Source organism: Castellaniella hirudinis (assembly GCF_042651965.1).
GTDB lineage: Bacteria > Pseudomonadota > Gammaproteobacteria > Burkholderiales > Burkholderiaceae_B > Castellaniella > Castellaniella hirudinis.
In genome coordinates this window covers 66894-91614 of record NZ_JBHSDY010000012.1, presented here as the reverse complement: position 1 = coordinate 91614, position 24721 = coordinate 66894, and the positions used below count along the sequence as shown (strand labels likewise).

Here is a 24721-nt window from a genome sequence, read left to right as displayed (position 1 = left end):
CCGGTAGAATTTGAGAGACGCCATTTTTTGAAAACCGGGACTGTCTAGAAAATCCGGGTCGATTCAGCCCCACGCAACGGGAGTTCACGCATGAGCCAGACCACCACATCCATCAGCAGCAGCGTCCGTGTGCGGAGCCACCCTGAGATTGGCATTGCCGACATCGAGGTTGATCTGGACGGCCTGCTGGAATGGGCAGCCTGCTCCGGGGCGGCGCGCGCCACCGCAATCCGCGAGGTCGAACGCCTGATACCCCTTGGCGTCAACGCAGGGTATATAGATCGCAAAGTCTCGAAAGGGATCGCCCCGTTCACGGTGAGCCGCCTCGGCGCGAATCCGCACGCGGTCGGAGTGTGTGTTGCGGCGACCCCTGCCGGCCTTCAGTACGTGCGCGATCGATGGGGTGAGGTCGTCGGTCTATTGGACCAGACGGCCAGCAATCCAAGTGGGACTGTCATCCAACCACCACCGGTGGATGGGCCCTATCACCCAGCCTGACGCATCACCGACCCGCCCGCGTGGCGGGTTTGTTGTCTCAGGGGTGGCGTTCCCCACCCCACCGCATCATCCAGGCATGAAAAAGCCCTCCGGAGAGGGCTGGGCGTGGCACTGGCCGAAGAAGCTTATGCCGCTTTCTTCGACGTCCGCTCTTTTCGCTGTTGCTTGTCCTCACGCGCCATTTGCATGACGACATGACGGGCCTCGCCCTCCGCGAATCGCGTGAGGGCTTCGCGCATAAGGGGCTGGTATCCGATGCCCTCAATTTGCGCCAACGCCTTGAAGAGCGTGATGATGTGTTTTGGCAAGCGAATCGAGATCATCTGCATCGCCAGCGTTTCTTCGACCTGCTGTTGCAGGTCCTGCGGAGCCAGCGCGGCATGCTCTTCACTTGCTCCGAGCGTGCGGTCATCCCAGGCAGTTTCCGTGCCCGGGATTTTTTTTGCTGTACTCATAGGTTAGGCTCCCTCGTTTTTACTGCTAAAGTTTCCGTATATACGTAATTCAGTGTCGTTTGGCTCGTAAGCTGTCTTTACATAGATGTTTCCGTGGTTTGAGACGAACACCACCTTCAGCTTTCTGCCCCGGTAGGTGCTTCCGATAAACCATAGGGTTGGAGGATCCGTTGCGTTGTCTTCTCTGGTGTCTCTCAGGTACACGCCGTCATGCTCCAAGAAGCACTCTTCGATCTCTCGCTCCTGGACACAATGCCGGTCCTGGAGCTTGGCGCGCGTCGCAGCGGATATGGTTAGCTTGATCATTGGTTCTATTGTATATACGGCGGCGGATAAATCAACCCTGGTAGACGTTAAGCAGATGAAAGATTTGGCGTCAAATTCACTGTTTAGCCAACTTGCCATGGCGCTGCCAGCCCCACCCCCACATCGCGCCCTACAGCCCAAAGCCACACCAGAAGGCGCGGCCCACCATACGAAGCAGTAACCTGACGAGCCCGACCATGATACCAAGCTCCCCACGGTGCGGATACCTTGCACGGATCCACGGCGCCCCCGCAGTCTTGGCCGGATTTCAAATCTGGCCAAGCCGATGAACGGATGCCCGCACACGAAAGTCAGACGCGAGATCCGACTATGGCAAAGGGTCGCATTTCAAATTGCACCCTTCTGGATTTGAAATCCGAAAGGGGGCGAGCCCTTCACGGTGAACCACGGCGACCGACGGTTCCGCGTGTGTGCGGCTGGGAAGTCAAAATAGATATGAGCAAAACTGCTCACATCATGGGCACAGGCCGGACACCCACTTCGGGCGTCTGCCCTCAACGGCAAATACTGCGAAACTTTCGTGATTTGGCTTGGCGCCTCGCGCGCGGGGGGGATACCGGATTTCCTGTATCGGTCGTTCGGGGGGGGCCGCAGTTTCGCGGATACCCCTGCAGTTTTGTGGAGGCATCTATCCTATCTAGGGGGCGATGCGCTCAGTTTTGAGCGTATCTGGCAACGGCTACCAGATGCCCCCAAAACTGGGGATACCTGAAATTACGGGGATTGGGACCGTCTGCACCATTTTGCGGAGTCGGTCAGGATCCGTCCAAGTTTGGACACATCTACCAGAGGGTCTGCGCAACTTTGAGCAGACCCCAGGGGCCACTATGTCGCCAGATCACAACAGCCGCGAACTTTGCACGCCCGTGGGGCTGGATGTGGGTCAAGATATCATGAAGACAAAGAAAATCCCCTGAAATCAACGATTTATAGGGGATATCTGGCGGAGAGGGTGGGATTCGAACCCACGGTACGGGGTTACCGTACGCCTGATTTCGAGTCAGGTACATTCGACCACTCTGCCACCTCTCCGGGTACGACGCATTGCGAGTCGAGCCACGCATCATAGCATGAAATCCAAACACGCCGCTGCGCGCCCCCCAGGAGGCTTGCGTCGGGACAAACCGCGCCGCACGGGACATCCCGCCTCATTGCCCGCCCCCGCCTTCTGGCCTATAGTGAACTCAGGCATAAACGCAGTCGGAGGTCCGCCATGAACATCCAAGCCCTGCATTTCGTGCTCGACGTCGACGGCAACGGTTCGATTGCCGGATGGGAGATCATCGCAGCCCTGAAATGGGCCTTTTCCCTGCCCGGACGCCTGATGGTCGAAGGCCTGGGCAATATCCCGCTCGTCGCCGACACGTTCAATATCCAGGCCTCGGCCGCGACCGGCTATGCCAGCTTCCATAGTCTGCTGGCGACGGTCCTGACCTTGCTGTTCTGGGTCGGCTGTCTGGTGCTGATCACGCGCATCGGCGCCGACCAAAAGGCCGACGCAGCCGACACGGATACGGCATCTGCCGGTCCGGCCGGCATGCCGCATTATCGCGGCCCGAAGGCGCGCAAGACCTGATCAGCCCCGGATGGCTTCCAGCCCGCCCATATAGGGACGCAACACGGGCGGAATCACGATGCTGCCGTCGGCCTGCTGGTAGTTTTCCAGCACGGCCACCAGGGCACGGCCCACGGCCAGCCCGGACCCGTTCAGGGTGTGCAGGTATTCCGGCCTGGCCTTGGGGCCTTCGGGGCGGAAACGCGCCTGCAGGCGCCGTGCCTGGAAATCCAGGCAGTTCGACACCGACGAGATTTCCCGCCAGGTGTCCTGCGCCGGCAGCCAGACCTCCAGGTCGTAGGTCTTGGCCGAGCCAAAGCCCATGTCGCCCGAGCACAGCAGCATCACGCGATACGGCAGCCCCAGGGCCTGCAGCACGTGTTCGGCATGGCCGACCATCTCGTCCAATGCCTGCCAGGACTGCTCGGGATGCACGATCTGCACCATCTCGACCTTGTCGAACTGGTGCTGGCGGATCAGGCCGCGCAGGTCGCGCCCGCCGCTGCCGGCCTCCGAGCGGAAGCACGGCGTGTGCGCGGTCAGCCGCACGGGCAGGTCCTGCGCATCCAGGATACGGTCGCGCACCGTGCCGGTCAGCGGGATTTCGGCGGTGGAGATCAGGTACAGGTCCTCGGCCGGACCGTCTTCGTCCGGCGTGCTGCCCTGCCCGCCCTTGGTCACCCAGAACATATCGTCCTTGAATTTGGGCAACTGGCCGGTGCCGTACAGGGTGGAGCCATTGACGATGTACGGGGTATAGCATTCCTGGTAGCCGTGCTCGCCGGTCTGCAGGTCCAGCATGAACTGCGCCAGCGCACGGTGCAGGCGGGCGATGGGACCGCGCAGCATCATGAAACGGGCGCCCACCAGCGAGCGGGCCGCCTCGAAATCCAGGCCGAACGGTTCGGCCAGGGCGACGTGGTCGCGCGGCTCGAAGCCCAGGCCGACGGGATTGCCGGCGGCATCGGCGGCGCCCGGCAGCCAGCGGCGGACTTCGACGTTGCCGGTTTCGTCCTCGCCGTCCGGCACGCTGTCATCCGGCAGATTGGGGAGAGTCATCAGCCAGGCGGACAGTTCCTGCTGCACCGCGCCCAGGTCCTGCTCCAGCGTCTTGAGCTGATCGGGAATGGCCTGGGATTCGGCCAGCACGGCCGAGGCGTCCTCGCCACGAGACTTCAACTGGCCGATCTGCTTGGCCAGCGCATTGCGCCGCGCCTGCAATGCCTCGGTCTGGACCTGCACGGCCTTGCGGCGGGCTTCCAGGGCGTGATAGCGATCGGTATCAAAGGCCAGGCCGCGCCGGGCCAGGGCCCGTACGACGCGATCCAGGTCCTTGCGCAGCAGATTGGTGTCAAGCATGGCGAGGTGACGAAGGTTCGTGAAAGGAGCTATTGTATTCAATCCCGCCCCTGCCCTGTCGCGGCTGCGTCAGGACGTTCCTCGGGGCGTCGGATGTCGCTTCAAAAAGGAGTCTTTTATGTCGAAAGTGCTGGTCCTCTACCATTCGACCTACGGTCACATCGAAACCATGGCTCAGGCCGTCGCCGAAGGCGCCCGCTCGACGGGCGCCACCGTCGACATCAAGCGCGTGCCGGAACTGGTCCCCGAGGAAATCGCCCGCAAGTCCGGCTACAAGCTCGACCAGGCCGCGCCCGTGGCCCAGGTCAAGGACCTGGCCGACTACGACGCCATCCTGATCGGCTGCGGCACCCGCTTCGGGCGCATCTGCTCGCAAATGGCGAATTTCCTGGACCAGGCGGGCGGCCTGTGGGCCAGCGGCCAGTTGAACGGCAAGGTCGGCGCCGCCTTTACCAGCACCGCCACGCAGCACGGCGGCCAGGAAATGACGCTGTTCTCCATCATTGCGAACATGCTGCACTTCGGCTTCGTCGTCGTGGGCCTGCCCTACAGCTTCCAGGGCCAGATGCGCCTGGACGAGGTCACCGGCGGCGCGCCCTACGGCGCTTCGACCATCGCCGGGGGCGACGGTTCGCGCAAGCCGTCGGCCAATGAACTGGACGGCGCACGCTTCCAGGGCAAGCACGCGGCGGAAGTGGCGAACAAACTGTTCGGATAAGGCCGCAGCCCCAAGGGGCCCAGGCCCCTTTTCTCTACGACCCCTCGTCCGCTTCCTCGTCCCAGCGCCTCAACTGCGCCAGTTTTTCGCCGATCTTCAGCTCCAAGCCCCGGGGCACGGGCTGGTACCAGCCCGGCTCGGCGATGCCGTCGGGGAAGTAGGTTTCCCCCGCCGCATAGGCGTTGGGTTCGTCGTGGGCGTAGCGGTACGCGTGGCCGTAGCCCAGTTCCTTCATCAGCTTCGTCGGCGCGTTGCGCAGATGCACGGGCACCTCGCGGCTCTTGTCCTGCTTCACGAAGGCACGCGCCTGGTTGTAGGCCATGTAGCCGGCGTTGCTCTTGGCGGCGACCGCCAGGTAGATGACGGCCTGGCCCAGGGCCAGTTCGCCTTCCGGGCTGCCGAGCCGTTCGTAGGTCAAGGCTGCGTCGTTGGCGATCTGCAAGGCGCGAGGGTCGGCCAGGCCGATGTCTTCCCAGGCCATGCGCACGATGCGGCGCGACAGATACCGGGGATCGGCGCCGCCGTCCAGCATGCGCGTCAGCCAGTACAGGGCGGCGTCGGGGTGCGAGCCGCGCACCGATTTGTGCAGCGCCGAAATCTGGTCGTAGAAGTTGTCCCCGCCTTTGTCGAAGCGGCGGCTGTTCAGGGTCAGGGCGTTTTCGATGAACGCGGCGTCGATCCGCGTGACGCCGCTGGCGCCCGCCGCGGTCTGGCACTGTTCCAGCAGGTTCAGCAGGCGCCGGGCATCGCCGTCGGCATAGCCCACCAGCGTATCGAGGGCCAGGTCGTCGAACGCCAGGCCGTCCATGGCCTGGGACTGCGCCCGCCGCGCCAACTGGCGCAATTCGTCTTCGCCCAGCGATTTCAGCACGTAGACCTGGGCGCGCGACAGCAGGGCGGAATTGACTTCGAACGAGGGGTTTTCCGTCGTCGCGCCGATGAAGGTCACCAGACCGCTTTCGACGAAAGGCAGCAGCGCGTCCTGTTGGGACTTGTTGAAACGGTGGATTTCATCCACGAACAGGATGGTAGGCCGGCCCTGGGCCTGGTTCTGTTCGGCCTGCGCCATGGCGGCGCGGATGTCCTTGACGCCGGAAAACACGGCCGACAAGGCGATGAAGGCGCACTCGAAGGCCGTGGCGGTCAGCCGCGCCAGGGTGGTCTTGCCCACCCCGGGCGGCCCCCAGAAGATCATGGAATGCAGTTTGCCCGACTGGAAGGCCAGCCGCAGCGGCTTGCCCTCGCCCAGCAGATGCGACTGCCCGATGACCTCGTCCAGATTGCGCGGGCGCAGCGACTCGGCCAGGGGGGCGTGCGCCGGTTTGACGCCGGAGCGCACCGGCGCGGGCGCGCCTGCGCCCGCAACATCGGGATCGTCGCCCAGCAGATCGCCCTGATTCGTCATTGCTGCCGCCAACCTAATCCATCTTCACGAGATCGGCGCCCTTGGGCACCGTGAACTGGAACTGCCCGGCGGGGATCTCGGGATTGGCCTTCAGATCGGAGAAGACGATGCGCGAGACCTGACCGAAGGCGTCCAGCAATTCCAGCCGCCGGGGCAGGCCGCCGGCGAAGCCGATGTCCGCATGCACAAAGCCGGCGTCCGGCGTCTTGGGCACGGCGCGCAGCCATTGCAGCCCGTCACGGTCGGGCTGGGGCTGGAGATTGAACGCCTGGTCCAGCGAGCCCGAGCCGAACAGCAGCGCGGCCGGCGAAGCGCCGACGGCCTGGTTGGCGCGGCGCTCGGTGACCTGATCCAGGTCGGGATCGTACTGATACACGCGCTGTCCGTCGGACACGATCAGTTGTTCATAGGGCGCGCGGACTTCCCAACGGAATTTGCCGGGCCGCTGAAAGGCGAACGCGCCGCGTTGCGGCTTTTGAGCCGCCCCCTGGGCGTCGGTGCGTTCCTGACTGAACTGGCCGGTGGCGGACTTGACCTGGTCGACAAACGCCTGCAACTGCGATTGAGCCGAATCGGCGGCTTGGGACAGGCCGGGCAGGCCCGCCAGGCCGCATAGCAGGACGGCCGCGGCCAGGGTGCGGCGGCGGGTAGGGAAAGTCGCGTTCATGTCGATCACTCGTCCTCGCCGGATTTTGCCGGCACCAGGATGTCGCGGTTGCCGTTGGGCTGCTGGGGGCTGACCAGCCCCGCGTGTTCCATTTGTTCCAGAATCCGCGCCGAGCGGTTGTAGCCGATGCGCAGATTGCGCTGCACGAAGGAGATCGAGGCGCGGCGGCTGCGCATCACGACCTCGACGGCCTGATCGTACAGCGGATCGCTTTCCGCGTCGGCAAAGCCCGTGACGGAGCCGAGACCATCGCCGGTCTCGCCCTCGCTGGCGCCCTCCAGCAGGCCTTCGACGTAATCGGGTTCGCCTTCGGCCTTCAGGGCCTCGACCACGCGATGGACCTCGTCATCGTGCACAAACGCGCCATGCACCCGCGCGGGCACGCTGGTGCCCGGCGGCTGGTAGAGCATATCGCCCATCCCCAGCAAGGTCTCGGCGCCCATCTGGTCCAGGATGGTGCGGGAATCGACCTTGGACGAGACCTGGAAGGCGATGCGCGTGGGAATGTTGGCCTTGATGAGACCGGTGATGACGTCCACGCTGGGGCGCTGGGTGGCCAGGATCAGGTGGATGCCGGCGGCGCGGGCCTTCTGGGCCAGCCGGGCGATCAGTTCCTCGACCTTCTTGCCCACCACCATCATCAGGTCGGCCAGTTCGTCGATCACCACCACGATCATGGGCAGCGTGCCCAGGGGCTCGGGCGCATCGGGCGTCAGCGAGAAGGGATTGGGGATGGGCTCCTCGCGCTTTTGCGCGTCGCGGATCTTGGTGTTGTAGCCCGCCAGATTGCGCACCCCGAGCTTGCTCATCAGCTTGTAGCGCTTTTCCATTTCGGCCACGCACCAGTTCAGGGCATTGGCCGCATGGCGCATGTCGGTGACCACGGGGGCCAGCAGATGGGGAATGCCCTCGTACACGGACATTTCCAGCATCTTCGGGTCGATCAGGATCAGGCGCACCTGGGTGGCGTCGGCCTTGTAGAGCAGCGACAGGATCATGGCATTGATCCCGACCGACTTGCCCGACCCGGTGGTGCCGGCCACCAGCAAGTGGGGCATTTTGGCCAGGTCGGCCACCACCGGATTGCCGGCGATATCCTTGCCCAGCGCCATCGTCAGCATGGACGCGCTGGTGTGATAGACCTGGGACCCCAGGATTTCCGACAGGCGCACCGTCTGGCGCCGGGGGTTGGGCAGTTCCAGCCCCATCAGGTTCTTGCCCGGGATGGTTTCCACCACCCGGATGCGGACCAGACTGAGCGCGCGGGCCAGGTCCTTGGCCAGATTGACGATCTGGCTGCCCTTGACGCCGGTGGCCGGCTCGATCTCGTAGCGCGTGATGACCGGCCCGGCCTGGGCGGCCACGACGGTGACGCTGACGCCGAAATCGGACAGTTTCTTTTCGATCAGGCGGGAGGTGTATTCGATGGTCTCCGGCGAGACGGTTTCCTGGGATTGCTCCACCGGGTCCAGCAGCGACAGGGCCGGCAGGCTGCCGGCCATCGCCGGGTCGTCGCGCGCGGTAAACAGCGCCTGCTGTTTCTCCTGCTGGACACGCGGGGATTTCGGCACGGTGGTGACGGTGGGCTCGATGCGCACCGGCTGCTCGTGCACCAGTTGGGTCTGGCGGGTCTCGACGATTTCCTGGCGCTCGGCCTGGGCCGTGACGCCCACGCGGCGATCCTGCCAGGCGTTTTTCAGGTCCCGCAAGCGGCGCCAGCCGAGTTCAAGGGCGTAGCCGACACGTTCGGATACGTTCAGCCAGGAAAAGCCGAAGAACAGGCTGGAACCCATGACGATAAAGGCCAGCAGCAACAAGGTGCTGCCCGCCCCGCCCATCAAGCGGGCCAGGGCGCCCGCCAGCAACTGGCCCAGTTGGCCGCCCGCCCCGGCGGGCAGTCCGCCCCCCCAGACCTGCAGGCGCAGGGCTTCGACGCCCATGCAGCCCAGAAACATCAGGGTAAAGCCGATACCGACTTCCCAGCGCACACGCGGCAGCAGTTCCGGGACCTTGCTGGGGAGCACCGCCCGGGACAGGCGGTAAAACCCCGCCGCCACCCGGCGCAGCAACAGCAGCACCCACAGCCAGGCGGACGCGCCGAACAGGTACAGCAGCAGATCGGCGACATACGCGCCAAACGTGCCGCCCCAATTGTGGGTCACGCCGCCATGAACCGAATGGGACCAGCCCGGGTCGGTGCGGGTCCAGGTGGCCAGCACCAGGATCAGCCAGCAGGCCAGGGCCGCCAACAGCACCCAGCGGGCTTCGCGGAACAAACCCGAGAGGCGTGTCTGCAGGGGCGAGGGGCCATTGCGTACGTTACGGGAGGAGCGTGAGGGGGTCGCCGGAATTCTTGCCATCGCATCATTATAATTGCGGGGTCACTGTCGAACGGATTTTCAGCGATGTCCAGCGCAAAACACGCCAAACTCATCATTCTCGGGTCCGGCCCGGCGGGCTACACCGCCGCCGTCTACGCCGCGCGCGCCAACCTGTCGCCGGTCCTGATCACCGGCCTGGAACAGGGCGGCCAACTGATGACCACGACCGAGGTCGACAACTGGCCGGCCGACGTCGCCGGCGTTCAGGGTCCCGACCTGATGCAGCGCTTCATGGAACACGCCCAGCGCTTCAACACCGAAATGGTGTTCGACCACATCGCCGGCGTGGACCTGTCGAAACGCCCCTTCACACTGACCGGCGACACGGGCGCGACCTATACCTGCGATTCCCTGATCATCGCCACGGGCGCCTCGGCCCAGTACCTGGGCCTGCCGTCCGAGCAGTCCTTCATGGGACGCGGCGTGTCGGCCTGCGCCACCTGCGACGGCTTCTTCTACAAGAACCAGGATGTGGTCGTGGTCGGCGGCGGCAACACCGCCGTCGAAGAGGCCCTGTACCTGTCCAACATCTGCCGCACCGTCACCCTGGTGCACCGCCGCGACAAGTTCCGCGCCGAGCCCATCCTGGTCGACAAGATGATGGACAAGGTCGAACACGGCAATATGCGCCTGGCGCTGTTCCGCGAACTGGACGAAGTCCTGGGCGACGATTCCGGCGTCACCGGGGTGCGCCTGCGCGATTCGCGCAGCGGCGACACCGAGGACCTGGCCGTCACCGGCGCCTTCATCGCCATCGGCCACAAGCCCAACACGGGGATCTTCGAAGGCCAGATCACCATGGAAAACGGCTATATCACCACCCGCAGCGGCCTGCAGGGCCTGGCCACCATGACCTCGGTGCCCGGCGTCTTCGCGGCCGGCGACGTGCAGGACCACGTCTACCGCCAGGCCATCACCAGCGCCGGCACCGGCTGCATGGCGGCCCTGGACGCCCAGCGCTGGCTGGAGAGCGAAGGCCTGTAAGTTGAAGGCCTCCAAGTCGTCCCTGGCCGACCTGCGCCGCCTGCGCGCCGAAGCCGTCCCGCCCGAACCGCCCCCCGCCCCGCGCCGCCCCGCCGGCAAAAAGCGCGGCGGCCGGGGCGCGTCCGCGCGGCCGCAGGACGACAAGGCGGGGGCCCCGGAGGCACGTCAGGGTCGGGACGACGAGCCTCGCACCGCCGCACTCGTACAACAAGCAGCCCCACCCCTGGACCCGGCCGACCGCGCCCTGTTCCGTCAGGCCATGCGCTTTGTGCTGCCGCTGCCGGACCACGGCCCCCGCGCCCGGGCGGGCGGCGCGCGGCGCGACCCCGAATCCCTGCTGCAAGCCCGGCGCCAGCATGCCCAGGGCGCCACGGCTGAATCCAAAGCGGCGCCTGCTCACAAGCAGCGGCGCAAGACTCCGGCCTTCGACCCCGAGGCCGACGCCTTCCTGCAAGCCGGCTGCGGCCCCGACCTGCTGCGCGGCCTGCGGCGCGGCAAATGGATTCCCCAGGCGTCCCTGGATCTGCACGGCAGCACGCTGGAGCAGGCCCGCGAGCGCCTGGACCGGTTCCTGGCCTCGTGCCTGGAGCACGACATCCGCTGCGTGCGCGTCATCCACGGCAAGGGCATCGGCTCGCGCCAGGGCGAGCCCGTCCTGAAAGCCGCGATCCGCCAGCACCTGTGCCGCCTGGAAGCCGTCCAGGCCTGGGTCCAGTGCGGCGAGCGCGAGGGCGGCGACGGCGCCTTGCACGCCTTGCTGCGGCTGCCCGGGCCGCCCGCGAACTAATGGCCGACGACACCCGCCGTCCGGCGCCTCTGCACGACTCCGGAGTCCCTGATGAATCCTAGCTGGATCTACCTGAGCATCGCCATCGCGGCCGAAGTCATCGCCACGTCCGCGCTGAAAGTCTCGGACGGCTTCACGCGCCCCCTGCCCTCGGCCATCACCGCCGTCGGCTACGGGCTGGCGTTCTATCTGCTGGCCCTGGCGCTGAAAACCATTCCCGTCGGCGTCGCCTACGCCGTCTGGTCGGGCGCGGGCATCGTCGCCATCGCCCTGATCGGCTATTTCGTTTTCCACCAGTCGCTGGACACCCCCGCGCTGATCGGCATCGGCCTGATCCTGGCGGGGGTGCTGGTGCTGAACGTGTTTTCGGGTTCAGGCGGGCACTGAGACCGGCGCCGGCATCAGGCGCCGGTAACGCGCCGGCAAGGCGAACAAGGCCCCGTGGAATTCGGGGCTGTAGACCTGCAGATCGCCGATGCCCCGGCTGCGCAGGCGCGCTTCGACGTCCCCGGGCGTCAATGCGACCGGATCGAGCGAGTCCGAAGCCACCGCCAAAGCCCAATACGAGCCGTACAGCGGAATGTGCAGGCCGTAGCCGTGGACCTGGGCAAAGACCTCGCCCAGGGCGGCTGCCAGGCCGGACACCTGTCCCGGCTCGTGGAACGGCGCCCCCAGATGCAGGACCAGCGCGCCGCCCGGCGCCAGAATGTCCCGGCACGCCTCGAAGAACGCCCGGGTGTACAGCGGCCCGGCCGGGGTCTCCGGATCGGTCAGGTCCAGATAGACGAGATCGAAGGTCCGGCCCGCCGCACCGCAGTCGCGCACGAACGCCGCCCCATCCTGGATGCGCAAGGTTGCCCGGGGATCGTCCAGGCTGCCCCGGTGGATGGACTTCAGGTGCGCGCGCGCGGCGTCCACCACACCGCCGTCCAGCTCCACCAGCGTGGCCGATTCGATGCCGCGGTGCTTCAGCAGCTCTTCCAGCGCGCCGCCGTCGCCGCCGCCGACGATCAGCGCCCGGCGCGGGGCCGGGTGCGCCAGCGCGGCCGGATGGATCAGGGCCTCGTGGTAGAACGCCTCGTCTGCCTCGGACGTCATCAGGTGGCCGTCCAGCCGCAGCGTCAGCCCCAGTTCACGTGATTCGAGCAGTTCCAGCCGCTGCAGGCCGGTGTCGCGATCCAGAATCCGGCGGTCGAAGCGGAAACCGTATTCAGCGCCCTCGTCCAGAGGTTCCAGCAACAGTTCGCGATCCGACGCCGGACCGTCGCGCTCCCCCCGCATCAGGCGCTGACGCTGGCATTGGGCGGGCTGGAAGGCGGTTTCGATCCGGGTGATCAACTGTTCCGCCCGGACGGAATTATCAGCCTCGAAATTGCAGACGTAGACGTCCAGCGTCACGCCGCCGCGTTCCGGCCAGGTATGCACCGCCAGATGGGATTCGGCCAACAGCAGCATGCCGGTGACGCCGCCGGGCTGGCCCTGGTAATCGGGAAAGGTATGCCATTTTTCACCGACGATGGTCAGGCCCGCGTCGAGCGTGGCCTGGCGGCACAGCCCGGCGAGGACGGCCTCGTCGGTCAGCAGCGTGGCGTCGGATTGGCAGCGATAGAGATCTGCGGTGAGGTGCAGGCCTTGCATGATGGCATCCTCCGGAAAACAGGAGTGCGCGTCGTGCGCGAGGAAACGGCCTGGCGGAAACGCCGCCGGATGGCGCGCCCTGCCGCCAGCCTAGCGGAAAATCTATTGATGATAGGCGATGAACGATCTTAGTTCAAGATGGGCACACATTATTGCCGAATCACCGCCGTACTCAATGCGTTCCAGGTGATGCGTTCCAAGCGCCTGAGCTGTTGGTGCGCCTGAAATGGAACGGGGCCGACGATTGTGTCGTCGGCCCCGCCAGATTTCTGTTTTTTATGGGTACTGCTACAAATGAAAGCACCATCTCCGTGGCGCCAGTGCCCAGCAGGGCTGTCTCCTCACCTGCATGGGCAGCATTATGCCGTCTGTATCTATAAATAACACCTAGGGAAGTCCCGTACCCGGCACGCGCCGGACGCCCATCGGACCATCCCCGCCCCTCGAAAGACCGAAAGCCCTGATATCCTGTCAGCGTCATCACCCGCTGCGCTCACGCCACCGCACCATGCCCGGAATCCGCCTCCGATGAAACACACGGCCCGCAGATCCTTTCTGGCGCGCGTGCGCGCCGCCCTGCCCACCTTGCATCCGGCGGAGCGCCGCCTGGGAGAATTCCTGTGCGACTTCCCCGGCGAGCTGGCCAGCTACGATGCCCAGGAACTGGCGCAACTGGCGCAAGTCTCCAAGGCCACCGTCTCGCGCTTCGTACGCCGCCTGGATTACAGCAATTACGAAGAAGCCCGCCGGCATGCGCGCGAAGAACAGCAAACCGGCTCGCGGCTGTTCATGCCCAGCGCCAAAAGCCCCCAGGCGGCCAACGCGCTCGGCGACCATCTGCAGCAAGGCAAAGACAATATCGACCAGACGTTCAGCACGCTGACCCTGGACGACATCGATGCGGTCGCGCACAGCATGCTGGCAGCCCGCAAGACCTGGATCATCGGATTCCGGGCGAGCCGCCCCCTGGCGGACTATCTGCGCTGGCAACTGATGCAGGTGATCGAGCACGTCGTGTCTCTTCCCGGGTCCGGAGAAACCCTGGGAGAATACCTGGCCCGCATCGAGCCGCACGACTGCGTGCTGCTGTTCGGCCTGCGCAGGCGGGTGTCACACAACCGCCCGCTCCTGGATTTCCTGAGAAAGACCCAGGCCACCCTGATCTACATCACCGATGAAGGGGCCGAGACGGTCAAAGGCGTCCACCGGCACTTCCGCTGCCATACGGCGGCGGGCGGCCCCCTGTTCAATCACGTCTCCGTCATGGCCCTGTGCCATCTGCTGGCGATGCGCACCATCGAGCTGTCGGATACCCAGGGCCGCGACCGGCTGCGCCAGATCGAGACCGCCAACGACATCCTGGACGAGCTCTGATCAGGCGCTGACCCAAACGCCGGTCAGGCGTTCTCGCAATACCGGATCGCTTCTTCGAGGCTTTCCAGAAAGGGAATTCCCATCGCGGCCGACAGATCCGCCGCGCGGCCGGAATAGGCCCCCGAACCCAGCACGATCGCCTGCGCGCCGTCCCGGTCATAGGCAAGACGCACGGCCTCGACCAACCGCTGTTCGGCCCGGGCGCTCCGGCTCGCGGCTTCGGCCACGCCGACATCGACCGCCAGCACACCGCAACTGCCCGCCAGTCCATAGGACTGCGCCAACTGCTCGATGGTGGGCACGGCGGCCGGGACGGTCGTCACCACCGCGAAGCGGCGGTATTTCCGCGCTGCCGCCCGGATGGCGGCCTCGGCCAGGCTGATGACCGGACGATCGACGATACGGCGTGCCTCGGCCACGCCGATGTCATCGAAACAGGCCACCACATAGCCGTCATACCCCACCTGCCCGCCGTTGCGCACCAGGTCCGTCACATGCACGGTGGCTTGCGCCTTGTGCTCATCCGTTTCAATGGAGAACGGCCCCCGGGCGGGATTGACCGCTTCGATCCGGGTGCCCGCCCCGGCGTAGGCCAGGGCGGTCGCCCGCACCTGCTCCGTCACCGCCGGGTTCGTATTGGGATTGATGACCAACAACTTCATACGAGTACGTTCCGCAAGGCTGGGAGAATCAGGCATGGGCCAGGCTGTCAGGCAACCACATCACGATCTGGGGCAGGAAGATCAGCAGCACGACGAAGGCCAGCATGATGAAGACATAGGGCAGCGCCCCCCGGATCACGTCGTTGAAGCTGCCGCCGTCGCGGCGCAAGCCCTGCACCACGAACAGGTTCATCCCGACCGGCGGCGTGATCAGGGCGATCTCGCACATCAGGATGATGAAGATGCCGAACCAGATGGGATCGATCCCCGCAGCCACCACCATGGGCACGGCAATGGGCACCGTCAGCACCAGCATCGACATGGCATCCATGAACATGCCCAGGATCACGTAGAACACGATCAGCACCAGCAGCAGGGTCACCGAACTGAATTCAAAACCCGCCACCCACTGCGTCACGATCTGCGTGGCGCCCAGCATGGAAATCGTGACGTTGAGCAGCAAAGCCGCCGTCAGGACGATGACCGTCATGCCCGTCGTCCGGGCCGCCTGCATGACGCAATTGAGCATCAGGCCCCAACTCATGCGCCCCATCAGCGCAATGATGAACAGCGTGATGACCACCCCCAGGGCCGCCGATTCCGTCGGCGTGGCAAAACCGCCGTAAATCGAGCCCATGACGACGCCGAAAATCAGCAGCGGCGCGATCAGGTGGCGCAGGCTGCCGAGTTTCGTCGCCAGCGGAATCCGCACGCGTTCGTCCGTCACATGCCCGGCCCGGCCCTGAAAAACCATGATGTACACGGAAAACAGCAGGGCCAGCAAAATCCCGGGGATCAGGCCCGCCGCAAACAGTTTCCCGACCGAGGCATTGGCCAGCGAGCCGTAGACCAGCAGATTGATGCTGGGCGGGATCAGAATGCCCAGCGTGCCGCCGGCGGCCAAAGAACCCAGCGACGCGGAGGGCGGATAATTGCGCTGCTGCAGGGCAGGCAAAGCGATCGTGCCCACGGTGGCGGCCGTCGCCACCGAAGACCCCGAAGTCGCCGAAAACAGGGCGCAGGTCGCAATATTGGTGTGCAGCAGGCCACCGGGCAGCCTGTCCAGCCAGATCGCAAAAGCGTCGTACATCTTGTCGGCGATCCCGCCGCGCAGCAGGAACTCGCCCAGCAGCATGAACAGCGGAATGGCCAGGATGGCGGGCGAATTCAGGGTGGTCCAGACCACGCCCCCCATCATATTGACCAGCGGCGCCCCGTAGAAGGCATAGCCGCCCAACACTCCGACCGTCACGATGGAGACGGCCACCGGGATGCTGATGAACATCAGCACCAACATGATCGCAAAGCCGATTCCGACAATGATGATGCTCATCAGAATTCTCCTTCGCGCGATTTCAGGTCATCCAGTTCTTCCTGCAGCCCGCCCTCCGGCGTGCTGGGACCGAACTTCCGGTCCAGCGCCTGCCAGTCGGCGCGCAGCAGCAAGGCGCAGGCACGGCCTGCCAGCACCAGCGCGCCCACGGCAAAGACGATGGTGGCCGCCAGCCAGGCAGCCTGGGGATAAATCAGGGGGGTTGCCCAGGGCGTCTGGGCGATCGACTGATAGGTGATCGTATCGAGCACGGTTTCCACCGCGAAATACAGCAGGAACAAGGCGAAGGCGGCCAGGGACGCCATGGAAATGCAATTCAGCACGCCGCGCGCCTTGATGCCCATTTTCGAGTGCAGGATATTGATCCGGATATGCGCCTGTTCGATGGCGGTCACCAGGAACGCCAGCAACGCCGCAACCGCCAGCGCATAGCCGCCCAGTTCGTCGACGCCTCCCAGGGAAACCGAAAAGAATTTCCGCAGAATGGTTTCGGCGAAGATCGCAAAGCACAGCGCCACCATGACGACGCCGAACAGGACGCCCGAGCCCAATGAGATCTTTTTCATCGTGTATCCCCCCAATGGGCCGGTCTCAGGGCTGCAGGCCCATGGCCTGGCGCCACTTGGCTTCGCACTCCGGGAACGTCGCATTGCATTGCTTCGCCCAGAGGGGCAGAGAGATCTTTTCAACCGCAGCCTTCACGGTTTCCTTGTCCGCCTCGGACACCGGCACCTGCTTGAGGTGGTACGAGGCCTTCAAGGCGCAAGGCTGAAGTCCACTGTTGCAGCGCATGGCATCGGCATACAGCTCTTCGGAATATGCCCAGATATCATCCGTCAGCTTGGTCACGGCGGCCTGCAGCGATTTTTGCTGATCCTGACTCAAGGAATTCCATTTTTTCAGGTTGATCGCATAGCCGTTGGCCGCCAGTTGCAGCGACAAGGGCAGTACCGTGGTCGTGGCCTCCGGCCAGCCGCCGGAGTTGGCGGATGCGGGCCCGGTAATCCCGCAATCGACCACGCCGCGCGCCAGAGACTGCTGGACGTCGCCAAAAGGCAAGGGAATTCCGGTGGCCCCCAGGCCGGCCATGAAATTGGCGACGCTCTGATCGCCCACACGGACCTTCATGCCTTTCAGATCGGCCAGGCTGGAGATTTCCGGCTTGCAGAAAATGATCTGCGGACCGGCGGGCCAGATGCCCAGCAGCTTGGCGTTGAACTTCGACTGCAGGCGCGCATCGACCGTGCCGAAAAACGCCTGGATGTGTTTTTTGCCGTCCTCGAAGCTGGTATTCAAGCCCACCAGATCCAGCCCCAGAATGGCCGGTTCGTCCCGGCTGACCTGAGACCCGCGGATCGACACGATGTCGAACAAACCGGATTTCAGGACACGCAGACCATCCGAATCCGGAATGCCCGCCACGTCCACCGGCAGGTACTGCACCGACACATCAAAGTCCAGATGACTTTTCAGCGACTCGAAAAACGGCTGTTCCTTTTGCTGGGCAATCTGTCCGGATCCGGCGGGCTGCCCCAGGACCTTCAGGGCGACCGTGTCCGCCTGCGCGGAAGTCACGACAAAAGTTGCCGCAGCAGCAAGCAATATGCGGTTCAACATGGCTTATCTCCTTTTTGCCAGGTGGCTCACCTGGGCTGGCTCCATTGGCTGGCACAAACATGCACAACCCCTTGTTCTTCTGAAAGAAACTACAGTTTCTTATATTTTCCAATATGAAACCATGATTTCTTTTATTGCGCAAGCCGTGAAAACCAGCCCCTCGCGCCAGACGCGGGGGGCGGGTCGGTGTATGGCTTTCAGATCAGGAGAGCGCCGTCGCCGGCGCAGGCCGGCCGAACAGGAAACCCTGCGCGTGGACGCAGCCCATGGACAGCAGCGCGTCCTGCTGGGCGGCGGTTTCCACGCCTTCGGCGACCACGCCCAGATTCAGGGACTGGGCCAGGCCGAGCACGGCCGCCACGATGGCGGTGCTGCGCTTCGGAGAATCCAGCCCCAGCGGCGCGATGAAGGACCGGTCGATTTTCAGCGTGCGCAGCGGAAAGCGGTGCACGTGGCTGAGCGAGGAATAGCCGGTGCCGAAATCGTCCAGCGCGATGCGCACGCCGGCCTCGTGCAGGCTGCCCAGGATTTCGGTCGCCGCGTCCGGGTCCGCCAGCAGAGAGCTTTCGATCACTTCGACACACAACTGGTCGGCCGCGACGCCGGCCCGCGCTGCCAGATCCAGCAGGCGCTTGGGAAAATTCCGGCTGTGGAAATGGCACGGCGAGATATTGATGTTCAGGATTTTGTCCCGTCCCAGCAGCCCGGACGCGGCCCGGCAGGCCAGGCCGTACATATGCCAGTCGATCGCCTCGATCAGGCCGGTCTTCTCGGCCGCCGGCAGGAACTGGCCCGGCTCCAACAGGCCGAGTGTCGGGTGCTGCCAGCGGATCAGGGCCTCGTATCCGGTGACACTGCCGTCCGCCAACCGCACGATGGGCTGGAAATACGCCGCGAACTGCGCCTGTTCCAGCGCATCGCGCATCTGCTGCTCCAGATCGAGCACGTTCATGGCCGATGCGTGCAGCGTCTCATCGAACATCACGAAGCGCCGGCGGCCCGCCGCCTTGGCGCGATACAGGGCGGTATCGGCGTCATGCAGCAACTGGTCGACCGTCTGATAAACCTGACGGCTCATGGCAATGCCGATGCTGACCGAGACGTGCAACTGGCGGCCGCCCACTTCGATGGCTTCGGCCATCCGGGCCTGGATGCGTTCGGCCACCAGGCAGGCGGAAAAAGGCTGCGGACAGTTTTCAAGCAGAACGGCGAATTCGTCGCCCGACAGCCGGCCGACGATATCGGGCGCCCGCACGCAATCGGCCATCCGCGCCGAGACGATGCGCAGCACCTCGTCACCCACCCCATGCCCCAGGCCGTCGTTGAACAGCTTGAAGCGATCCACGTCCAGATACAGCAGGGCGAAACTGCGCTCCGGGTCGAGCTTCTGGGCGGCGAGCGCGCGCTCCAGGCGCTCGCGCAGGTACAGCCGATTGGGCAGGCCGGTGAGCGAATCATGCATGACCTGATGCTTGAGCTGCTTTTGCGCCCGCTCACGGACCACGATCTGCCGGCGCAGTTCCTGCGTGCGTTCCTGGACGCGCTCCTCCAGCTCGGCATTCAGGGTCTGCAAGGCCTCGGCCTGCTGGCGCCGCTGCAAAGTATTGGCGATCTGATAGGACACGAAGGTCAGCAGCTCGGCATCCTGCTGGGTGTAATGCAGGTCGGACCGATAACTCTGCACCACCACCACGCCCATCACGCCTCGCGCGCCCATCAAGGGCGCCCCCAACCAGGAGACGGCCGGGGTTCCGTAGGTGACCGCATCCACCTCGCCCTGAGCGATCAGTGCATCGACTTCGCCTTCATCCACCAGCAGGGTCTGCGCGCAGCGGATCGCGTACTCGCTCATGCCTCGGCCCATGGGCCGGCGCAGGAGCTCCGCCCCCGAACTGTCGACGTAGTAGGGGAAATCCAGCCACTGCCCGTCGGCCGACATCAACGCGATACAGAAACTCTCGGCGTCGAGCAGTTCGCCCACCGCCTGGTGGATGCCGCGGTAGAACGCCTCGTTGCCGTCCTCGCCGTGGCTGAGCGCGGCGATCCGGTACAGCGTGGTCTGCAGGTGGGCGGCCCGTTCGCTCTCGCGCACCTGTTCCTGCAGTTTGGTGTTGGCGCAGGCCAGCTCGCGGGTCCGTTCCGCCACCCGGCGCTCCAGGGCTTCCTGCCCCTGCTTGCGCTCCACGGCGTTCAGCACGTGGCCGGCCACGAAGGCCAGCACGTGCTCGTCGGACTGCGTGTAGCTCTGCCCTTCTTCGTAGCTTTGCACGGCCAGGATGCCGAGCACCTGATCGTCCCGGCACATCGGCACCGCCATGAAATCCACCGAGGGCGTGCCGACCCCATGGCCTCGCTCCAGCCCCAGGGCGCGGGCGATCTCGTCGGATGGTCCCCGCATCGGCCGGGCCGCCTGGATCAACCGCAGGGTGATGGTGTCGCGCACCTGATCAACGGTGTATTCCTGATCGGGCCGATAGATCTGCCCATCCATCACATCCGAGAAATAGAGGAAGCGGATCGTCCCGCGTTCCGGGTCGTGCTGGGCGATGAAGAAGTTTTCCGCATACATCAGTTGGGCGATGCTGCGGTGCAGTCCTTCCATCAGGCTCTGCATGTCCAGCCCGGACGCCGCCATGTCGGCAATCGCGAACAGCGCCCGCTGCAGACGCTCGGAATGCTCGAGACGCTGCACCGACGCCTGCAGGCGCTGGATGGCTCCCGCCTCGGTCATTTCCGTCGGATCCAGCGGATCCGGTCGCTCATGACTCATGTGATCCCCAGTGGCGCTTCGCGATACGCCAATCCCCGACCGATTGTTCTTTGCAGTATACCGGCCGACGCCAGGCCGGTCGAAGGCGCACCACATCCTCCTAACGCCCTGTTAACGGCGGTCGCAGCCATAAATTTATAATCCAGGTCAAAATCCGTCCCCCATCCTACTGCGACGAACTCACGAGCATGCAAGCCATCCATGCGCGCGGATTTGCGGATGAGGTTTTGACCCGGTGCGTCCTGCGCGCCCTGATGCAAAGGCCGCATGTCGGGTCGTGCCCCCTCACACGTGACGCAGTTCCTCGCGCTGGCTTATCCGTACGTACAGCGCAAACGATTCACTGAATCGTCCGGCATGACCCATCAATAGCCCATCCCGCTGTCTTGCTCGCTCAACCACGTTAGCTGTATAAATCCACAGTACGAACAACGGAGCTGACCATGTACACGATCACCCTTCAAGACGCCCCCGCTGACCTGCCGGAACCGGCGCGAGCCGATGCCGAACATCGCTTCCGCAGAACGCTGGAACGAGCCTTAGGCGGCCCGGAGCAAGTGCTTGCGACCTACCGGGCCTGGACTGCGGCCGAAGACACAGCAGAAAATGAAATGACCGCCAGCGACATGACGCTGGCCAAGCGCTGGATCGCCGCCGCCGGCCGCGCCCGAAGCGATGCATTCCAAAACCTGGGCGAAACAGAAGCCTGGTTCGAGGTGCGGGTGGAGAAATAACACGATGCTGAAAGTCATCGCTCAGGACTTCATCCACCCAGACAGACTGCCCGACGTCGCTCCTCTATATCGCGAACTTGTCGAGAAAACCAAGCAGGAACCGCTCTGCATTTCGTACGATCTGTTTGTCGACCAGAAGGATCCCGGCCATTTTGTGTTCATCGAAGAATGGCCCGATCGGGCCGCTTTGGACGCCCACTGCGCGACCGAGCATTTCACCCGGCTCGTACCGCTTATCAATGCCCATCAGCGGAAAGCAGCAACGTTCATTCTGATGGAGACCTTCAAATGAGCGGGCCACCACAACCAGCCGGACGAGGCTACGACAGCGCCGACCGGGCAGACAATTGCACGCCCAGCGCAGCACATACACGGGCAATGGTATCGAAACGCGGATGTGAGCCCGGACGCAATGCTTTATAGAGCGCCTCACGCGTCAGGCCGCTGGCGCGAGCCACCTCGGTCATGCCGCGTGCACGGGCAATCACACCCAGCGCATGGGAGAACTCGTCAGGATCGTTTTCTTCCAGAACGACCGTCAGATAGTTGGCAATGTCCTCGTCCGTCTTGAGGATTTCGGCCATATCGAACTCTGGCAGTTCAGAAACCCAAGTTGCCGCGCTGGGCCTTATCCAGGCGTAATGAGCGCAAGCCTACGACCCATCATGCAAGACCGGATGTCACCCCGGGCCCGCCGCCCCTGCGACCTCTTGACTGAGCAGTTTGCCGGCCACCAACGTCTTGCACCGGTTCGCCACCTTGGCACACCCCGATCGGCCATGCCTGCACCCGCGAACAGGCCTGCCTGACGGTCAATTCTCCGGACTGGCCCACAACAGATTCGCACCGCCCCGACTGCAGGCTCGATGAGTTTGATCTTCGCCATGAGGGCTCCTCGAAACGCACCGGCCCATGGTGAACGAACCCAGGTATTGATAAACCTGCTGTATCTAGCTGTGGCGCAGTCCAGCGAAATGCTGTATTGACCCAGCGGAACCTGCGCAGATCAGGCGGCTAATCGGCGTGATGAACTCCTGCCGCAGGCCATAACTGCGCACCAGCGCGGCGTAGCTGCAACGGGTAAACATCAACCTCTTGTCTGACCATCAGTCAAATAGGGGGAAGAGCCCCAAGAGAAAATTCATGAAAAATCACGCCTGATGCAGTTCCTCGCGCAGGATGCGACGTAGCGTGTCTTCGGTCACCGGCGCAGCGTCTCCGGCCAATGCACGGCGCAGCGCATCATTGATGACGGTCTGGTAGCCGGTACCCGCCCGGCCGGCCAGAGCCTTCGCCGCCTCGACCACATCAGCATCCAAACGAATCGTGATACTCACCTTGGGCACCTTGGCGGCCCGGGCCTGGGCAAAATCCTGGGCTGTCCATTCCGGGTTATCAGGATCGGCCACGATGCCGGCATTGATCGCGGCATCCTCTTCCTCGGTCGGGGACACGTGCCCCGGTTTAAGCTTCGGCATAGTGGCGTTCCTCCCGCTTGTTCGCCCTGCGCAGACTGATGATGCGTCGGATGTTGCCGCGGTCCGTATACACCAACACATGCAGCCGCGGGCCGATGTAGCCGATGGCACGCATGCGCACTTCGCCATAAGCGTACCGGTCGTCCTGGCGGATCAACGCGTCATCCCACTCAAACGCCTTGGCATCCGCCAGAGAGACGCCGTGCTTGGCACGGTTCGCACTGTTCTTGGCAGGGTCGTAGATGATGTTCATATACTTTATCGTACGTACATCGTAAATACAACACTGCACCGTATGACTTCATTCAGCACAGTTGTGTCGGCTCGCACCTCGGCGCACCCAGTGGGGAAGCCGGGGCGGATTTCGAAACGCACCGGCCCATGGTGAACGAATCCAGGTATTGATAAACCTGCTGTATCTGGCTGTGGCGCAGTCCAGGGAAATGCGGCACTGGAGTCATGGCGAAAATTAAAAAGCCCGGCTTCCAAAGGAATACCGGGCTTTCGTGGACTTCAACGACTCAATGAATGATTCAATGAATCGTTCGGACCAGATCACATATTGTCGATCATCACCTGACCGAAGCCGGAGCACGACACTTGGGTCGCGCCTTCCAGCAGGCGGGCGAAGTCATAGGTGACCTTCTTCGACAGAATGGACTTTTCCATGCTGCTGATGATCAGGTCGGCGGCTTCGGTCCAGCCCATGTGGCGCAGCATCATCTCGGCGGACAGGATTTCCGAACCCGGGTTGACGTAGTCCTTGCCGGCGTACTTCGGCGCGGTGCCGTGGGTGGCTTCGAACATGGCCACGGAATCGGACAGGTTGGCGCCCGGGGCGATGCCGATCCCGCCGACCTGGGCGGCCAGGGCGTCGGAAACGTAGTCGCCGTTCAGGTTCAGCGTGGCGATGACGTCGTATTCAGCCGGGCGCAGCAGGATCTGCTGCAGGAAGGCGTCGGCGATGACGTCCTTGACCACGATGTCGCGACCCGTCTTGGGGTTCTTGAATTTGCACCACGGACCGCCGTCCACCAGTTGGGCGCCGAATTCCTTCTGGGCCAGGTTGTAGCCCCAGTCACGGAAGCCGCCTTCGGTGAACTTCATGATGTTGCCCTTGTGCACCAGGGTGACGCTCGGGCGGTCGTTGTCGATGGCGTACTGGATGGCCTTGCGGACCAGGCGTTCCGTGCCTTCGCGCGACACGGGCTTGACGCCGATGCCGGACGTGGCCGGGAAGCGGATCTTCTTGACGCCCAGCTTGTCCTGCAGGAACTCGATCAGTTGGCGGGCCTTGTCGGACTCGGCTTCGAATTCGATGCCGGCGTAGATGTCCTCGGAGTTTTCACGGAAGATGACCATGTCGGTCTTTTCCGGCTCACGCACGGGCGAAGGCACGCCCTTGAAGTAGCGCACCGGGCGCAGGCAGACGTACAGGTCCAGTTCCTGGCGCAGGGCCACGTTCAGGGAACGGATGCCGCCGCCGACGGGGGTGGTCAGCGGGCCCTTGATGGAAACGACGTACTCGCGCACGGCTTCCAGGGTTTCTTCGGGCAGCCAGACGTCCGGACCGTAGATCTTGGTGGATTTTTCACCGGCGTAGACTTCCATCCAGTGGATCTTGCGCTTGCCGTTGTAGGCCTTGGCCACGGCGGCGTCCACCACTTTCAGCATCACCGGGGTGATGTCCTGGCCCGTACCGTCGCCTTCGATGTAGGGAACGATGGGCTCGTCGGGGATGTTCAGGGAGAAATCGGCGTTGACCGTGATCTTCTGTCCGCCGGCCGGAACCTTGATGTGCTGATAAGACATGGGTGCTCCAGTGTTGCTGGGTTTGTTGTTCAGAAAAGAAAGAGGGGAATCAGTCTTATATAAGAGTTTAACGTAAAGTGGCCGCCGGCAGGCGGCCTTTCTGGCCTATTCTACCGGCCGGGGCGGCAAAAACACCCGGATCGACAGGTTAAAATACCCAATTCGGC

The 24721-nt window shown here is 64.1% G+C and carries 24 protein-coding genes and 1 tRNA gene; 9 read left to right on the top strand and 16 right to left on the bottom strand.

What is annotated here, in order from left to right; translation table 11 throughout:
* The first annotated feature begins 90 nt into the window (after positions 1 to 90).
* Entirely contained in the window at positions 91 to 498 is a 408-nt protein-coding gene (locus ACFO0J_RS17920) for a hypothetical protein (protein WP_376814458.1), read from the top strand.
* A gap of 125 nt (positions 499 to 623) precedes the next feature.
* Here ACFO0J_RS17920 and ACFO0J_RS17915 read toward each other — a convergent pair whose 3' ends face one another.
* Complete coding sequence (locus ACFO0J_RS17915; protein ID WP_376814457.1) at positions 624 to 953, bottom strand: hypothetical protein; 330 nt, start codon at positions 951 to 953, stop codon at positions 624 to 626.
* Between the two features lie 1268 nt (positions 954 to 2221).
* Positions 2222 to 2312: transfer RNA gene (locus ACFO0J_RS17910), tRNA-Ser, on the bottom strand.
* A gap of 181 nt (positions 2313 to 2493) precedes the next feature.
* Here ACFO0J_RS17910 and ACFO0J_RS17905 point away from each other — a divergent pair.
* Positions 2494 to 2856: a hypothetical protein gene (locus ACFO0J_RS17905; RefSeq protein WP_376814456.1), complete on the top strand. Its 363-nt coding sequence runs from the start codon at positions 2494 to 2496 to the stop codon at positions 2854 to 2856.
* Here ACFO0J_RS17905 and serS read toward each other — a convergent pair whose 3' ends face one another.
* Positions 2857 to 4194 carry a serine--tRNA ligase gene (serS, locus tag ACFO0J_RS17900; RefSeq protein WP_376814455.1) on the bottom strand — a complete coding sequence of 446 codons (1338 nt, stop codon included), beginning with the start codon at positions 4192 to 4194 and terminating at the stop codon, positions 2857 to 2859. It lies immediately after the preceding gene.
* Positions 4195 to 4312: 118 nt separating this feature from the next.
* Between serS and wrbA the strand changes: the two genes are divergently transcribed.
* Positions 4313 to 4912 carry an NAD(P)H:quinone oxidoreductase gene (gene wrbA / locus ACFO0J_RS17895; protein ID WP_376814454.1) on the top strand — a complete coding sequence of 200 codons (600 nt, stop codon included), beginning with the start codon at positions 4313 to 4315 and terminating at the stop codon, positions 4910 to 4912.
* Between the two features lie 34 nt (positions 4913 to 4946).
* On the opposite strand, the gene ACFO0J_RS17890 is transcribed toward wrbA, so the two are convergent.
* From ACFO0J_RS17890 to ACFO0J_RS17880, 3 genes are read right to left on the bottom strand one after another with little or no spacing between them, the layout of a single operon-like run.
* Positions 4947 to 6317, bottom strand: coding sequence for a replication-associated recombination protein A (locus ACFO0J_RS17890; protein ID WP_376814453.1), 1371 nt, complete (start codon positions 6315 to 6317; stop codon positions 4947 to 4949).
* A 13-nt stretch (positions 6318 to 6330) separates the two neighbouring features.
* Positions 6331 to 6984: an outer membrane lipoprotein chaperone LolA gene (lolA, locus tag ACFO0J_RS17885; protein WP_376814452.1), complete on the bottom strand. Its 654-nt coding sequence runs from the start codon at positions 6982 to 6984 to the stop codon at positions 6331 to 6333.
* A 5-nt stretch (positions 6985 to 6989) separates the two neighbouring features.
* The gene (locus ACFO0J_RS17880) at positions 6990 to 9344 is read right to left on the bottom strand and encodes a DNA translocase FtsK (RefSeq protein WP_376814451.1); all 2355 of its coding nucleotides are present in this window, start codon (positions 9342 to 9344) and stop codon (positions 6990 to 6992) included.
* Between the two features lie 45 nt (positions 9345 to 9389).
* Between ACFO0J_RS17880 and trxB the strand changes: the two genes are divergently transcribed.
* The 3 genes from trxB to ACFO0J_RS17865 are packed head-to-tail and all read left to right on the top strand — an operon-like array spanning position 9390 to position 11523.
* Positions 9390 to 10349, top strand: a complete 960-nt coding sequence (gene trxB, locus ACFO0J_RS17875; RefSeq protein ID WP_376814450.1) for a thioredoxin-disulfide reductase — start codon at positions 9390 to 9392, stop codon at positions 10347 to 10349.
* Position 10350: 1 nt separating this feature from the next.
* Complete coding sequence (locus ACFO0J_RS17870; protein ID WP_376814449.1) at positions 10351 to 11136, top strand: Smr/MutS family protein; 786 nt, start codon at positions 10351 to 10353, stop codon at positions 11134 to 11136.
* Between the two features lie 51 nt (positions 11137 to 11187).
* Positions 11188 to 11523, top strand: a complete 336-nt coding sequence (locus ACFO0J_RS17865) for a DMT family transporter (protein WP_376814448.1) — start codon at positions 11188 to 11190, stop codon at positions 11521 to 11523.
* Here ACFO0J_RS17865 and speE read toward each other — a convergent pair.
* Positions 11509 to 12774 (bottom strand): polyamine aminopropyltransferase, encoded by a 1266-nt coding sequence (speE, locus tag ACFO0J_RS17860; protein ID WP_376814447.1) that lies wholly within the window; start codon positions 12772 to 12774, stop codon positions 11509 to 11511. The two genes, ACFO0J_RS17865 and speE, sit on opposite strands and share 15 nt — an antisense overlap.
* A 528-nt stretch (positions 12775 to 13302) precedes the next feature.
* Here speE and ACFO0J_RS17855 point away from each other — a divergent pair.
* Positions 13303 to 14148: a MurR/RpiR family transcriptional regulator gene (locus ACFO0J_RS17855; RefSeq protein WP_376814446.1), complete on the top strand. Its 846-nt coding sequence runs from the start codon at positions 13303 to 13305 to the stop codon at positions 14146 to 14148.
* Positions 14149 to 14171: 23 nt separating this feature from the next.
* On the opposite strand, the gene ACFO0J_RS17850 is transcribed toward ACFO0J_RS17855, so the two are convergent.
* The 5 genes from ACFO0J_RS17850 to ACFO0J_RS17830 all read right to left on the bottom strand — a co-directional run bounded on the left by ACFO0J_RS17850 (position 14172) and on the right by ACFO0J_RS17830 (position 20530).
* Positions 14172 to 14810: an aspartate/glutamate racemase family protein gene (locus ACFO0J_RS17850; RefSeq protein WP_376814445.1), complete on the bottom strand. Its 639-nt coding sequence runs from the start codon at positions 14808 to 14810 to the stop codon at positions 14172 to 14174.
* Positions 14811 to 14838: 28 nt separating this feature from the next.
* Positions 14839 to 16143, bottom strand: coding sequence for a TRAP transporter large permease (locus ACFO0J_RS17845; RefSeq protein ID WP_376814444.1), 1305 nt, complete (start codon positions 16141 to 16143; stop codon positions 14839 to 14841).
* Positions 16143 to 16709: a TRAP transporter small permease subunit gene (locus ACFO0J_RS17840; RefSeq protein WP_376814443.1), complete on the bottom strand. Its 567-nt coding sequence runs from the start codon at positions 16707 to 16709 to the stop codon at positions 16143 to 16145. The genes ACFO0J_RS17845 and ACFO0J_RS17840 overlap by 1 nt, the downstream gene beginning before the upstream one ends.
* 25 nt (positions 16710 to 16734) lie before the next feature.
* On the bottom strand, positions 16735 to 17760 hold the full coding sequence (locus tag ACFO0J_RS17835; RefSeq protein ID WP_376814442.1) for a TRAP transporter substrate-binding protein: 1026 nt from the start codon (positions 17758 to 17760) through the stop codon (positions 16735 to 16737).
* Positions 17761 to 17962: 202 nt separating this feature from the next.
* The gene (locus ACFO0J_RS17830; RefSeq protein ID WP_376814441.1) at positions 17963 to 20530 is read right to left on the bottom strand and encodes an EAL domain-containing protein; all 2568 of its coding nucleotides are present in this window, start codon (positions 20528 to 20530) and stop codon (positions 17963 to 17965) included.
* A 443-nt stretch (positions 20531 to 20973) separates the two neighbouring features.
* On the opposite strand from ACFO0J_RS17830, the gene ACFO0J_RS17825 reads away from it, so the two are divergent.
* A complete protein-coding gene (locus ACFO0J_RS17825) occupies positions 20974 to 21264 on the top strand; it encodes a hypothetical protein (RefSeq protein ID WP_376814440.1) in 291 nt (96 codons plus the stop codon).
* Between the two features lie 4 nt (positions 21265 to 21268).
* Positions 21269 to 21556, top strand: coding sequence for a putative quinol monooxygenase (locus ACFO0J_RS17820; protein WP_376814439.1), 288 nt, complete (start codon positions 21269 to 21271; stop codon positions 21554 to 21556).
* Positions 21557 to 21584: 28 nt separating this feature from the next.
* Here ACFO0J_RS17820 and ACFO0J_RS17815 read toward each other — a convergent pair whose 3' ends face one another.
* The 4 genes from ACFO0J_RS17815 to icd all read right to left on the bottom strand — a co-directional run bounded on the left by ACFO0J_RS17815 (position 21585) and on the right by icd (position 24554).
* On the bottom strand, positions 21585 to 21896 hold the full coding sequence (locus ACFO0J_RS17815; RefSeq protein ID WP_376814461.1) for an addiction module antidote protein: 312 nt from the start codon (positions 21894 to 21896) through the stop codon (positions 21585 to 21587).
* A gap of 519 nt (positions 21897 to 22415) precedes the next feature.
* A complete protein-coding gene (locus tag ACFO0J_RS17810) occupies positions 22416 to 22742 on the bottom strand; it encodes a BrnA antitoxin family protein (protein WP_376814438.1) in 327 nt (108 codons plus the stop codon).
* The gene (locus ACFO0J_RS17805) at positions 22729 to 22995 is read right to left on the bottom strand and encodes a BrnT family toxin (RefSeq protein ID WP_376814437.1); all 267 of its coding nucleotides are present in this window, start codon (positions 22993 to 22995) and stop codon (positions 22729 to 22731) included. The genes ACFO0J_RS17810 and ACFO0J_RS17805 overlap by 14 nt, the downstream gene beginning before the upstream one ends.
* A gap of 302 nt (positions 22996 to 23297) precedes the next feature.
* Positions 23298 to 24554, bottom strand: coding sequence for an NADP-dependent isocitrate dehydrogenase (gene icd / locus ACFO0J_RS17800; protein ID WP_376814436.1), 1257 nt, complete (start codon positions 24552 to 24554; stop codon positions 23298 to 23300).
* Positions 24555 to 24721 lie beyond the last annotated feature (167 nt).